This window comes from gamma proteobacterium symbiont of Lampromicra miyakona, from assembly GCF_059730895.1.
The window spans coordinates 1,295,178-1,309,530 of sequence record NZ_AP035932.1 but is presented as its reverse complement, the minus strand read 5'-3'; the positions used below and the strand labels follow the sequence as shown (position 1 = coordinate 1,309,530).

The following is a 14,353-nucleotide window of genomic DNA, read 5'->3' as shown; positions in this document are numbered from 1 at the left end:
TTTTCCTGTGGATTTAACCGCAAAGCACGGCGGCACGGGCTGGGTCGACAGCGATCAGCCTGGCAAGTAACTGGTCCATTATCGGCGTAAGGCGGGCCTTATCAGCTTCGCTGCGAACAGCTTTCAGGCGCAGGAGTTTCAGATGGCGGGCCTGAACTTCGAACAACAGCTCAGGCTCCCAGTCACCGAGGGTCACAACACGGGCACGCTCACCCAGTTCAGCAAACAGGTGCACCGCCAGGTCATTTTTACCGTACTGCTCAGCAATGCGCCCCATCAGCAGGCGCAACAGCCACTTCTGACGATCGGTGGTCGTGCCCGGCCGGGTCTGTAACCAGCCCAATGCGGCATCCGGGCCTTTAGTGTCTGCCAGCGCCACCGCTTCCGGCTCCAGCGCCAGAATATCGTCATTACCGGCAGCTAACGGGGCTGATGGCGTGTCCTTGCCCCAATCGCCGACAGTATCCATCACGCTCTGCTGGATCCAGTTCAGCGTCACCTCATCCGCAAACGGCGTGCCGTCGCTGAAGGCCAGTGTTTCCAGCCCGGACAGGCGGGTCAGCAATCCCTTCAGATCAGCCGCAATAATGTCAGCCAGCGTCTCCTGACCGGATTTCGTCAGCGCCTGGTGGATATACCATTGCAGATCCAGCCACAGGTGATTGGCACCGCGGGAAAAGGCGCTGTCGGCCGTCTCCAGCATTTCACTCCAGTTTTGCTGCAGATAAAGGCGTTTCAGTAACGCCCGCTGGTCGGCCCTTGGCGGTTCAATGCGTGTGCGCCCCTGCGCATCCGGGGCCGGGATGGCCCGCAGAGTGTCGTGACGCAGGCTCTTCATCAGATGGTGCGCTGACAGCCAGCCGTCCGGCTGCTCGCGCAGGTATTCGGTGAGCGTGCGAGCCTGGGCTAGCAAATCCTGACCGGAGGTGATGCGCCCAATAGCCGGGGCATCGCTGTAACTGGCAGACAGCGAGGTATCGCTGGTACTGGCGTTCTGCGGTACCACTGCATCCACGCCCCCGGCTTTCTGCAGACGACTTTCCAGCGCGCCGTACAACGCGTTAAATTCCGGACGGATTTCATCCGGCTCATTCTCAATAAGTTGTGATATCAGCAGCAGCGCACCGGTGGTTCGCATTGCATCGCTCCTGACCACTTCCGGGTACAGGGAAAGAGAGTCAGTCATGCGCGATCCTGCCAGCCATTCCAGTGCCGCCTTACGACTGCGGTCACGCTGTGGGTGCAGTTGTGAACCAAAGCGCTCCAGCAAGCCAGCCAGCAGTTCAAGTCCTTCAGCCAGTCCTTGTTCGCCTTCCCGATGCAGTTTTGCCCAGCAGTAATACGTCGCCACACGGATATCTTTGGCGATCGTGGTCAGCAGCTTCTCCGCCAGCTGGCAGATGAGTTCAGTATTCGCACCGGAGAGTTTGTTGACCTCTTCGCGCATCTGCTGGAAGTCATCGTCATAGCCCGGATCTTCGCCAACGGGCGACGGTCCTGACAGCGACTGTAGCCAGTTGTCCCACTGCGCCACGCGTTCACGGGTAGCTACAAGTAAGGGTTCCTGTTCTGTCTGGCAGGCACTGAGTAAGGCATTGAGCGTGCTCATCAATAGACCTCCGCTGTATCACTGCTCTCACTGTCGACCAGGTCTGACGGTGCAATACCGGTGGTACTGAAGATGGTTTCCGGCAGACGGAATTTACGTAGCTTCAGCAGCGCCAGCGGCCCCTCACCCGCTTCGGTACGCAGGGTGTAATTAAGTGTGCGGCCGTCCTGAGCCTTCCAGCTCAGGCTGTAACTGCTGCTGACGCCCGGGTACGCGCTGACCGCCGCGGTATCGAGCAGACGGATCCAGCCCCAGGCACCCGGAATGTCCGCATACTGACGGGTGCCTGCCTGGGTACTTATCCAGCTTAACGTCGCCCCCGGGGCTTCCGTGTCGCCCGGCCAGGTGAAGCGCTTCCACGCCGGCAGCTGGTTCATGTAGGTCAGTTTCTGGCTGTCGATAATCATGTCGGTCTGCATCACGCCGGCGGCGGTGCCCGGGCGTAGCTCAAAGTTCATGCCAGCATTGCCTTCGGTGAAGGCCACATCCGAGATATGGCTCAGTGTGTTAATGGCGTTGAGGAATGCCGGGTTAAAGATCAGTCCCTGCGAATTAATGCTGTCCGGCACCCAGTGGTTGCCTTCACGGTGCAGGACGCCCTGAAGGCGGGTCTGCAGGAACTGCGCGATACGCCCGGAATCGGCATTGAGGTATTTTGCGAGTAGCGGCAGAGAAACATCACTGCCGCTGTTGCTGAACGGATAACGGCCGCCAAACGCACTGTTCCACTCGCTAACGACGGCCTGCTGCCACCGGGCATTGAGGCTGTCTGCCGCCGGAGTCAGTACCTGCTGCCAGGCCTGCTCCATCGGGTTCACAAACACCGTCTGACCAAAGCCGCTCCACTCCTGACCGAGGCCAGCGGCAATCAGGCTGCCGTAGTCGCGGGTTTCGCTCAGGTCTACGGCTTTGCCCTCAAACACTGTTTGAGCCAGGGTCCGGGCCATTGCCTGCGGGTCAGCGGCATTGGTCACCTGCTGCAGGCGCAGACGCACTTGCGTCACGCGGGTCAGGAATGACTGCAAACTTTGCTCCTGCGCACTGGTACGATTCCTGTCCATCAGTGCCAGAACCGGGCCAAAGGTTGCATCCAGTGGACCATGTACACCGGCACTCTGGTCAATGGCATCCCTGTTATCACTACCCAGCAGATTTTTGGCTGATTTCACCAAAGAGTCTGAAATCGCCTCGCCAGTCTGTCCGGTGCGCCCATGGACGTTCAGAGTGTTCATTAGCGCCACCAGAGGTGACTGACGCACGTCGGCCATCAGGGTCAGCTGGTCAATAGAGTCCGACAGTGTGGCGGCCGGGTTCCAGTGCAGGCTGTTGAGAAACGCCAGCCATGCCCCGCCGAAGTCTGCAAAGTAGCGCTCCGTAAGACGCTTTTTCAGCGCTTCCGGCGAGGTCTCGTCCTCTTTATTTACCTGACGCTGGCTATCGGTCAGCACCCAGTCAAGCTCGTCCCGGCGTGCCTTCACCACCTTTTCGATAGCGGGCTGCACGGTCTGCTCCCAGGCCTGGCGGGTAAACATCCCAGGCACGATTTCGGTGGTGCTGAACAAACGGCCCGCATCAGTATCGCCGGTCATCTCTTCCAGGCGCATATCGACATACAGATGCGCCACCTGAGAGAGCATTTTCTGGTACAGGTTCGATTCACTGTTACGTACGCCCATCAGGCGTACCAGCAGGGAACGCGCCTGGCTGACCATGCTCCCATCAGCACGAAGCTTCCATTCAGGATGCGCAACCAGCTGCGCACCGTAGAATGACAGCAGTGACGGGGCCAGGCCCTGCCAGATACCGTCTTTCACGCCATCACGTTTTGGCCAGTCGTGCAGCAGCGCAGAACTGAACCAGGCGGCGTCCATGTGTTCCGGGCGCGCCAGCATCAGGTAGAGCTTGAGCTGGTCATAGGTGTTTTTTGCCATTTGTTCACGCAGCGGACTGCCCGGCGGCAGCGCATTGAAGGTACTGAGCTGAGTCTGCAGATGGTCCGCTGCCGCATCGCGCAGCAGAGGCTGGGCGCTGTCCTGATAGCGAGGCCAGAGTGCTGCCAGCAACGCATTGTTCTGGCTCAGCCCGGCCTTCTCGTACCACGGCACGCCGTGTTCTGAACGGTACTGCAGTCGGGCCAGCGTTTTCTGCAGTTCCGACAGGGCATGCAGACGCTGCTCCAGCGGCTGATTCTGTCGGGCAGCCGTCGCGGCCTGTACATTCGCTCCCGCTATCTGGCTGCGGTTGGTGACATACGCGATGCCCATCCACACAGCCCAGCCCACCATCGCCATGGCAGCAGCTGACGCAAACGCTTTACGCCATGGAATGCCCGGTTTGCGCGGACGCAGTCCGGCAGGAAGCGTGCGGACAGACTCAGGCAAAACATCCCAGCGTTTATCCATGCCCCAGTGGTGCGTCACGGCACGTTCGGCACCGGCAGAAGGTTGGCTGAACACCACACCGGCCAGCGGCAGCGGTCGGTACGGGTTGAGCGTCACCGACAGCGGTGCGGTCACGCTTTCCGGCTCACGAATGAGCTGGTCGGCAAGCGTCAGCAGGAAGTTATGTTTCACCTCACCGCAGGTCTGCTGAAGGCCCAGTGAAGTCAAATCCGGCGTCAGGGCGGAGAGTTGTTCTGCGAGCCCTTCGGTACGGCAACCGGCAGGTAACAGACAGCCGGTTGCCTGGGTAATACGCCCTTCCGGCTTACCGGCACGCGGATGCAGGGACCAGACATACAGCGGAAGCTGCCAGCCAAGCGTTTCCATACGCGCGCCGATGGCATGAGACAGGGAATCCATGGTGTTTTCAGACGGTACCGGCAGCGGCTGCTCCAGCCCCGGCGCTGAGAGCTGGTCAAAGGCTGAGGTGACCCACACCAGACCATCCACCGGGCGACGGCGCAGTTTACGCAGTGCGGTCAGCCAGGCACTGTCTGCTGACGTGTTGAGGTCTCCGCCCCACAGCAACAGTGTGCCGCGGTCTTCCTGCCAGAGCTGGCCCGTAAGACCCGGAGTCAACTGCTCCACCTCAGATATGGTCCCAGTGACCAGCAGAATGCGTGTTTTACGTCCCCAACGCCGACCATAGAGATTACGCATGGCGTCACGGATAGTATCAACGGTGACATTGCGTGGCGGAGTCCGGGCAACTCTTGATTCATCAGAAGGCAACGCATTGTTCTTCTGTTCCCGCCAGCGATGAAACTTTTCCCGCATAAACCGGAACATGAACGGCGTATAGAAAACAATCAGCAGGACTATCCATACGGCAACGAATGCAAGCACTTGCATCGGTCGGGTATCAAGGCCATGCGAGGGGCCGAAATGAAGGATCAAGGCCACTATAATCGCTGAGATGCAGGCTATTATGCCGGCAAGCCCTCCCCTGCTCCATGTACTACCCGGCATCATTATTTTTCACTCCCTGAGGTAACAGTACTGACAAAACGATCAGTACCTGAGGTAAACAGCCCTAAAACAGGTTTGTTGCTGATGGACATGATGTCGGCCAGTAATGTGGCTAAAAGCCATGCACTGCCAGCCCCAGGAATACCGTTATATTTTTCCAGTACATCAATTTCCTGGGGCACCCACGGTGTCAGATGTGATTGAGACGCGGTCATTAGATCAGCAAACCCGTCATTCCAGTGCCCGTAATCACAGAACACATTTGACGTCTGACAGGCGATCGTTTGTGTTTCGAGGAACAACCCCATATCAGCCCTGAAATTTGTCATGTCCAGCGGCATCGGTCTCAATATGCGGGCGGAGTGTGAAAGCTGGTATTTTTCAGCAACATCATCGCTGGTAAGTACCATCGCTGCGAGTGCATCGGAATACTGTTCAGCCCCCTGATTCTGCAATATCAGGATCAAATCAATATCAAAAACGGGATTTTTAAGACGCTCCTCAATCCAGACAAAAGAAAGGGCTTCAAAACATGAGATCGAACCTGTTAGCTCACGCCCAGGATAAATTTTTCCCCATGATTTGCGAAACCGGGTCTCGAAGTCTGACGTAATCATGTCGCTCACAATGGTGACGTTGAATGGTACTGTCGCAGGCAACATCGCGATCGCTTTTTGTACACCGGCCAGACCCAGTTCGAGCAAGGCGGTGGGCGTCGTCAATTTCGCATCAAAATGGCTGGTCAGTGAAAGAAATTGCGGCGCATCTGCAGCCTCTGATTTAGCAATGGCGTCAGAGGTCACCCCGGAAGGTAGCAGTATGCTGCTGCCAAGCACGACCAGATAGCGTCCAGCCCAGGCTTCCCACTGTTGCTGTCCGTATTCAGCTTCCTTCTGCAGAAACTGATGTTCATTGACTGTTCTGCCCCACAGCCACCCCCGCAAACAAAACAGGAAAAACCAGCCAAGAATCGGGCTGGATGCCAGCCACCAGATATTGAATACAGCCAGTGCCTTAACCATGCCTGACGCATGCAGAATAAACAGCAAAATACCCACAACCGCGGCAACACCACCCGCCAATAGCCATCCCGTAAAAGATGGCTCTGGAGGCAACTCCATCGTTGTTGCTTTCGTCCTTTCCCAGCCCATTGATTATCCTACCGTGCTGTTCTGAGCACTTGAAATTACGGTACAACCGCACTGACATTTGCAGCCATCGACGACAACAGCGCGACCGTTAAATGTCCGGTGCTGTGATCCTTCCACGATAGGATTAGTACCATGTCCATCTACCGGACAACTCACCATATCACCAACCAAAGCGGCTTTTTTCCCGTTGACGGTAATATTGGAAGAGGCGGAGATCACTTTTCCGCCGTGAGAAGTATTGTCACCAAGCAAAACTAAGCCTTTTGTCATGTTGAATACTCGAAAAATAAATAAGAATCAATTAACATTCATTTTGTCGATCTTGTCAAAATCAGGAAAAAGAGTTTTCTCAGGAGCAACACTCCCGTCCGGATAAATTATTTTTGGATATTTACCTTTTATTTTTTTCTCTAATCCGACAAACCTTGTTATTTTCCTCTCATCTATTTCAGGGGAAAACTTCACAGAACTAACCTCACCAACACGCAATGACAGGAAGTCTTCATTACCAATTAGAGACAAGCTATTCTCTACCCCTCCCATTTTCTTCTCTCTTATATAGGGATAATATTTCGGAGATAAATCTACATCTCCAGTGACAAAGGTAAATTGTCCATTACGAGAAGCATCATTATCAAAGGCGAGGGTCACACCTACCGCCGTACCAGGAATAAGATCCTTGCCAAGATGTATAGCATCTATATATTCGATACCTAAATTGACCGCACTCAACGTCCATTTACACGAGCCACCACCGGTCATAGCCACTTTTGCTTTCCAGATATCCCCACTCTTTTGCTGCATGGGGACCCCAATAACGTTATAGCTGGGTTCCGTAATAACTGAACCATCAAATCCACTGATTCTTTTTTTCTTACATTCATAAGAGATGTATCTGACTTCGAGCGGGAAGGGTTTTGTATACTGAGACGGATTTTTTACTTCAATATTGACCCATTTTGTATCCGCTGGCGGAGATAACTTATTGTTAACAGTCCTGTTTATGCTGCAACCCGCCACAGTAAACAACACCAGGGAAAGCAGAATAGTCTTTGACTGGTTATGCATTACCCATTACCTCTGATCTACATTGAACTAATTATTAAAACGTGTTATAGACCTGCAATTACAATAATCAACTTGCCTGATACGTTTAAAAGGAAAAAACCTGTCACTTCTTTATTTTTTTAACTTCCATTTTATCAACTTTGTTAAAGTCAGGAAATACAGTGCCATCGGATATTACGCTGCCATCTGGATATATTAGCTTAGCATGAACACCTTTCGTTTTCTTTTCCGGCTCGATATATCTAATTACTTTGCTTTCATTTAACAACGGTGAGAATATTATATTTTTTGCATTAGTAACCTGATATAAAAAAAGTCATCCATACCTAAGAGAGTTAAGTCATTCCTGTTGCGTATTAATTTCCACTCTATTATATATGGATAATATTTTGGAGATAAATTCAAATCGCCATAATTTGCTCTATACTGTCCATTTCTGGAAGCATCATTATCAAAAGCAAGCGACACCCCTACCGCTGTTCCGGGTACAAGATCCTTGCCAAGATGTGTTGCATCTATATACTCGATACCTAAATTGACCGCACTCAATGTCCATTTACACGTACCACCACCGGTCATAGCAACTTTTGCTTTCCAGATATCCCCGCTCTCTTGATGCATGGGGATCCCGATAACGTTATAGCTGGGTTCCGTAATAACTGAGCCATCAAACCCACTGATTCTTTTTTTCTTACATTCATGCGAGATGTATCTGACCTCAAGTGGAATCGGTTTCGTATACTGAGAAGGGTTTTTTACTTCAATATTGACCCATTTTGTATCTGCCGGTGGAGATAACGTCTTGTTACGGCCCAGCTCATACTGCAACCCGCCACAGTAAACAACACCAGGGAAAGCAGAATAATTTTTGATTGATTAGACATTTTTCATTACCTCTGCTCTATATTAAACCAATCATAAAAACGCGTAACAGGCCTGTAATTATAAAAATTAATTAGCCTGATACGTTTAGCAAAAAAACGCTATCACCTTTACTTTTTAACATTCATTTTATCAACTTTATCAAAATTTGGAAATACTGTTCCATCAGATTCAACACTTCCATCCGGATATATTATTTCAGAGTAGACACCTTCAATTTTCTTCTCTGGCTCAATGTATTTTACAACTTTCAACTCATCAATCACCGGATGATAAAAAACCTTATTAGGATTAGATATCCGTAATAAAATAAAATCTTCTTCCCCAAACAAAGAGAGTGACTTGGTCTTCTCTGCTATATTCCTTTCTCTAATATAAGGATAATATTTTGGTGATAGATTTAAATCCCCTTGCGCAGACCTATACTGCCCGTTTCGAGAAGCATCATTATCAAAAGCAAGCGACACCCCCACCGCTGTTCCAGGTACAAGATCTTTGCCAAGATGTGTTGCATCTATATACTCGATACCTAAATTGACCGCACTCAATGTCCATTTACACGTACCACCACCGGTCATAGCAACTTTTGCTTTCCAGATATCCCCGCTCTCTTGCTGCATGGGGATCCCGATAACGTTATAGCTGGGTTCCGTAATAACTGAGCCATCAAACCCACTGATTCTTTTTTTCTTACATTCATACGAGATGTATCTGACCTCAAGTGGAATCGGTTTCGTGTACTGAGAAGGGTTTTTTACTTCAAAATTAACCCATTTTGTATCCGCCGGTGGAGATAACGTCTTGTTAACGGCCTGGCTAACACTGCATCCTGCAGAGGAAAACAACACCAGGGAAAGCAGAATAATTTTTGATTGATTATACATTTTCCATTGCCTCTTCTCCGTATTGAGCAAACCGCAAAAGCATATCGTTGCCAGACGGCATGGACAACGTAGGGGAAAGCGATGCATCCAGCAGTCCTTCTATATTCAGAAAGATATTATTTCTTGCTAACTCTCTCTCCGGTATGCCATCTTTATTTTCTGCCATCTGCTCCCTAAATGTATCAACATTATACCGGTGCTCAGTAAAGGTGCGTTTTTCCACTATCCCGGCATTATCAATCAGCTCTAGCACTTTGTTATACATATAGGGCATATAGGAGGTCATGAAGTGTTCAAAAAAATTTAAATTAACGCCTCTGTCCGGATTACTGCCTTTGGGGAAAAAGTTCTTTAGATCTGCCTGCGTTAATGACGCTTTAAATTCTTTCTGCTTCTGACCAGCCTGCTGCATCTCCTGCTCTGCCAGTGCAGGGACCAGGTAAACTTTAGCCTTAAGAGGTAATAAATTCCTGATAGTAATACACCCTGCCGGCGTTGGCAGGTCTCGCTTGCACTCATGCCATTCCCGACTCTGGGTAGCTGTGAGAAAAGCCACCGTATTGCCGTGGTGCCAGAAGCAGTCTCCCCAGGTAACCATCTGGTTAGCCAGAAGCTCACCCAATGACCAGAAAAAGCCCAAAGTCCCCCCCAGCCATCCCCAGAGTTTATATAGTTCATTATCCAGGTTAGCTTCCGCGGGCACGGCTGGAATAGGATCATTATCATTGACATGGCGGAAATGGGTAATATCCGATAACTGCATTATAGCATCGCGGGTAAAAGTGCGTGGCATTCCATAAGTGTACAGTATAGGATTGTAATTTTTAAATCTTACCGCATCAATTAATGCCAGTGCTCCCCCCAAGCTATGACCACAAATAAATAACTTACGGTTTGCAAGTAAATCTTTTAATTTTTCAATTTCACCTTTAAATTTCTTTCCTACTCGATTATAACCACTCCAAAACCCAGTGTGCACTTTCCCAGCAGGTAGTAACGAAGCGCATTGCGTTTTGTCTATATCGCATAATTCTGCATTTACCGGCCTGAACGCCAGATCCGTCCCCACATCAAACAAGCTGGCCGTTCCACGCCAGGCAACAATCACCTTATCCGCGTTATAAACATAATAAAGCTGCGTATCACCGTCTGCCTTTGTTGCAGCAGTGTCATCCTCTGCCTGTACTGTTCCATGTGGGTTCTTCTCGTCTTCCTTAGGTGACGTGTCTCGTGAGGTATCCATAAATACCGGGGGGTAATACCGTTCACTAAAGGGAACATCCTGTACTAACATATTCCATGCAGAGCCGTCTTTATAAAGTTGAGGTAATCGGGATAGATCCTGGCACTGGTTAATAAAAAAGCGCGTAATTGATACCGTATCCAGAGAACTGTCGTCTGCATAGGCAAGCGTTGCTGCCGCACCAAGATTAATTCCGTTCGCAATGGAATAGTTCTTTTGATGATGCAGAACAAGCTCCCAGGCTCTGAAAGGACATATTTCAATAACGTGTCGCTTTTCAAGCTCATTGGTTCTTACAATCACCCCTTTCATAATTTTCTGCGGAGGGAAATGGAATGGCGGCCACACTTCTCCTTTTCGTAGTTTAACAGAGGGAAGGGTACGGCAAAGTTCGCCGATAACAGCGTAATGCCAGATATATCCTTTCTCTTCAGCTTCAGAGCGCACAACAGAATCATTTTCCGCATCCCTGCTAACCCGCAAGGCACGTTTTTCCATTTCCGTAGCCAGCTGATTGCCATCTAACGTCAGCCTCAGCTCCAGCCCATGCGGCATATCGACTCTGATTAGCCCGTCAGCATCGCTCTGACCAGAATAAGTGAATCCCTCCACCGGCCCGGAAACAGGATGAGCGCTTTCCACAGTCCATGGCATATTCGCCACGGGATCTCCCTGCTCATCAACCAGTTGAAATTCGACCCAATAGGGTGTCTGCTTTCCAGCCATGACATCAACGTTACTATGCCCTATGGAAGTAACCAGTGAATTATTTGCCATAAGCTCCTCCTTCATTTTGTGTATTCTTAGTTAAAATAAAGGAAAAAAATTTAACGATCTCTGACAAAAAAAGAAAAATAATAAAGATGAATACGCTACTGACATGCAACTGTTTCAACACCCATGGCATAAAAGAAATTGAAGGAATAACCAATAGTAATCGAAAAGGTATCTGCGCAAAAATAAAATAACGAACTTTACTCCACCCCACGATAAGTAAAATAGCAGAAATTAAAATAGAAAAACTCAACACCAACGACATAACAAACATAAATAAAACCCAGAACCCACCACCATACTCTGAGTTAATATAACCAAAGCTTATAATATCATCAACCAGAGGGACACGTCCTTGCTCTATGTTTAACCAAATGAAACGGATGACATAGAAAATATCCATCCCCCCCCAGAATAAACAGACTTTACTGAAGTTTAGTTTCATTTGTTATCCTTCTCCTCATAAATTTCATCTGCAACAACTGGCATCCAGTGCCATGATGTTCCACTAACTTGCCACGCATCCTCCCCCTCAAGAAATGTTTGCGTTATCCGTCTCTGCTCCCCATAGAGATGAATTGCTGAATTATTTATCGTATTCTCATCAGCGTCAGAAGGTAAAGGTCTCCATTCCTGAATTTTATCCCGCTTGGTATGCATGAAATCTTTACCCTCGGAAAAAAATGCTCTTCCAGAATCTCCCATTGATGTAAGTCGATTGATAGACATGATGCCAGCATTTTTCAACCCGTGATAATCATGATCAACAGTAACCCAATGCCCTGTGCCTTCATCCTTTTGCTCTCGTGGAAATTCAATATCCATTTTACCTGGAGTTGATGAATAAAACGGTGCTGTTTTTCCTGATGAGTCCGATACCCCCTCAAAAACATCGCCTTCAGGCGAGGTAACTTTATATTTAGTAAAAGGCTTAGTTTCGCCTGTCTTCGTATCTTTGATAGTGAAGGAGCCCGAATATCCTTTGGGAAAACTCACCGGCGGTGTATCTAAACTGGCAGGGCCTGTCTGATTGACATTAGCTGCTTTCAGCAAAATATTTCCCGGACATCCCAGTTCAATATTCCCGCCGCTAAGCTTTATATAAGCACCACCGCAACTTAAAATTAGTTCCTCGCTGGCATTCACCTTGACGCTTCCCTGACCGCTGACGACAGTGATGTCCTGTAATGCTGAGATATTCATGGCGTCAGCTTGTGCCTGAATATCAACCTTCCCTGCCCCGGCATACATTTTCATTCCTGCAGCCTGTGCAAACAAACTTACAGCCTCGCTTGCCGCTACAGTGAACGATTTCCCGGTGCTGATATCCGTGTTTTTACCTGACATGAGGCCAATACTTGCCCCACCTGAAGCAAGCCGGATAGTTTCAGGACTGAGAATGCCTATTCCAGCGGGAGCACTGGCTAGCAATCCTGGCATTTTTAGATATTTCAGTGAGATGTTAAGTTTTTTCTGGCTGTCGATGTCTGATGATGTAGCCTTCGCGCCCTTAACTGAGGTCTGGAGGCTCCTGGCTAATGTGAGCGCCTGTGTAAGCTGCTCAATCGCCGCATCCATTTCAAGCATTTTGCTGCCGACGTCAGGCTGAGCATCTGCAGTGAGTAGAATCCCCTTACCACCACGAACGCTGACCCAGTCGTTAGTGCGCAGCTCCGCCCCTTCGCCACGAAGAATCCTGGAAGCATTGACGTTGTGTCCTAAATTTAGTTGGGTCTTACCCCCGTATTCGGTACTGAGCTTAATGTGCTCCTCGCCGCGCTTATCTTCCATCCGCAGCTTGTTCAGGCCTGCAGTCCTGACCACATTTCGCGTGCTGTTGGCCTCAGTGACATGGTCAACGTGGCGCGAGTCATGCAGCGCGTGCGCAATATACGGCCTGTCCGGGTCACCTTCATGGAAGGCAATGGCGACTTCAGTGCCCTGTATCAACGGGAAGTGGAAGCCGTATTTGTCGCCGCCGTAAGGTTTGGCAAAACGTACCGGCATACTCTCCATGCCCTGCTTTTTGTCATCACGGTCGGCATCGAATTTCACCCGGTACATGCCGGATGCATCCTGCCAGGCGTAAATGTCGTTATCTTTTGCACTGGTCACGCGCGCCATCAGCGTGCCGCTGACCACCGGGCGCTTTTTGGCGGCAGGACGCCAGCAGCGGTTCTCGTAGTAAGGCATCCCTTCCCACATCACGACCAGAGCATTCTTACGACTGGCAATATAGCCCGTGCGGGTAATAATGATGCCGTTGTCCGTTTCTGATGGCAGTGTTGACGGTACAACATGCTCACTGATGGTCAGCACCTGTGCCGGAGAAAGCAGGGCGTCATTACTGCAGCCACTGATAGTCGTCTGACTGGACAGAAAACGCTCGTGCTCAAGGCGCGCCCAGAAGTTACCGGTTTCCGCCGTCGGAGAGATTTTGTCGCCACGCTCAAGGTGACGCGGCAGATACTGATAAACATCACCGTAGGTAACACCGGCACCATCACCTCGCGTCATGTCTGCCGGTACAGAAGTCAGGATATTCTGTGCTTCACGGTGATTGTAATCACTGGCGGTAACGGAGCGCTCAACCACGTTCTGTCGGACATTAACTCCCCACACCGAGTCAGTAGCATCATCATTCGTCCCTGACGGGCTGCTGAGTGGCAGAGACTTACCAAACGTCCATGCGCTCTGCTTGTCTGCGAAGTGCACCACTTCGGTCCGGGTGTCGGGCTGCAGAGTGAAGAAGTAGAAAATCCCTACTTCAGCCAGCAGACGCTCAATGAACGCGAGGTCATTTTCCTTGTACTGGTTAATCTGTTCACGCTTCGGATAGTCGGCTTTGAGGGTGAACTCATACTCCCAGCCTTTCAGGCCATGCTCCTGCAATACTTCAGCGACGACTTCTGGTACCGACTTGTTGACGAAAAAACGGTGGGTACGGAATTGCCTGCGCAGCAAAGCCAGGAACGGCTCAATAATAATCTGGTACGTCGCCTGATCACGTGAGCCACTGATACGCTTAAAATGCGTCACCACGCCATGCACCACTTTCTGCCCGGTCAGCTCTATCAGAGGCCCGGTTCCCATGGTCAGCGTCGCAGGCCTGGTCAACAGTTGAGTTGAATTAATATTCTGATCGCTGCTGGTAAAGACAATCTGATAGTAATAAAGCTCACTCATGAACTCCTTACCGCTGAAGTTCTCCACATCGATATCTGCCGTGCAGGACGGAATATCCAGGCGGTAGCGGTTTAGCCCGCCTTCAGTTAGCGCAGACAGGGGGGTCTTCAGCGTATCTGTCAGACTCATGATATTGACTCCATGGG

Annotated in this window: 10 protein-coding genes; all 10 read right to left on the bottom strand. The window is 50.3% G+C overall.

Going from position 1 to position 14,353, the window contains the following annotated elements; genetic code table 11:
• Positions 1-13: 13 nt before the first annotated feature.
• Positions 14-1,609, bottom strand: a complete 1,596-nt coding sequence (tssA, locus tag AC6I8P_RS05990; protein ID WP_058769868.1) for a type VI secretion system protein TssA — start codon at positions 1,607-1,609, stop codon at positions 14-16.
• Positions 1,609-5,022: an ImcF-related family protein gene (locus tag AC6I8P_RS05985; RefSeq protein ID WP_498031056.1), complete on the bottom strand. Its 3,414-nt coding sequence runs from the start codon at positions 5,020-5,022 to the stop codon at positions 1,609-1,611. Before AC6I8P_RS05985 ends, tssA begins: the two co-directional genes overlap by 1 nt.
• Positions 5,022-6,170 carry a KPHS_23130 family T6SS system protein gene (locus tag AC6I8P_RS05980; RefSeq protein WP_336733075.1) on the bottom strand — a complete coding sequence of 383 codons (1,149 nt, stop codon included), beginning with the start codon at positions 6,168-6,170 and terminating at the stop codon, positions 5,022-5,024. Before AC6I8P_RS05980 ends, AC6I8P_RS05985 begins: the two co-directional genes overlap by 1 nt.
• 3 nt (positions 6,171-6,173) lie before the next feature.
• The gene (locus AC6I8P_RS05975; RefSeq protein WP_283342455.1) at positions 6,174-6,440 is read right to left on the bottom strand and encodes a PAAR domain-containing protein; all 267 of its coding nucleotides are present in this window, start codon (positions 6,438-6,440) and stop codon (positions 6,174-6,176) included.
• Positions 6,441-6,467: 27 nt separating this feature from the next.
• Positions 6,468-7,238, bottom strand: coding sequence for a hypothetical protein (locus tag AC6I8P_RS05970; RefSeq protein WP_498031055.1), 771 nt, complete (start codon positions 7,236-7,238; stop codon positions 6,468-6,470).
• Between the two features lie 279 nt (positions 7,239-7,517).
• Positions 7,518-8,066, bottom strand: a complete 549-nt coding sequence (locus AC6I8P_RS05965) for a hypothetical protein (protein WP_498031054.1) — start codon at positions 8,064-8,066, stop codon at positions 7,518-7,520.
• Between the two features lie 164 nt (positions 8,067-8,230).
• Positions 8,231-9,004 (bottom strand): hypothetical protein, encoded by a 774-nt coding sequence (locus AC6I8P_RS05960; RefSeq protein ID WP_336702390.1) that lies wholly within the window; start codon positions 9,002-9,004, stop codon positions 8,231-8,233.
• Positions 8,997-11,024: a lipase family protein gene (locus AC6I8P_RS05955; protein ID WP_336702388.1), complete on the bottom strand. Its 2,028-nt coding sequence runs from the start codon at positions 11,022-11,024 to the stop codon at positions 8,997-8,999. Before AC6I8P_RS05955 ends, AC6I8P_RS05960 begins: the two co-directional genes overlap by 8 nt.
• Entirely contained in the window at positions 11,014-11,466 is a 453-nt protein-coding gene (locus AC6I8P_RS05950) for a hypothetical protein (protein ID WP_283341944.1), read from the bottom strand. The genes AC6I8P_RS05955 and AC6I8P_RS05950 overlap by 11 nt, the downstream gene beginning before the upstream one ends.
• On the bottom strand, positions 11,463-14,336 hold the full coding sequence (locus tag AC6I8P_RS05945) for a type VI secretion system Vgr family protein (RefSeq protein WP_498031053.1): 2,874 nt from the start codon (positions 14,334-14,336) through the stop codon (positions 11,463-11,465). Before AC6I8P_RS05945 ends, AC6I8P_RS05950 begins: the two co-directional genes overlap by 4 nt.
• Positions 14,337-14,353 lie beyond the last annotated feature (17 nt).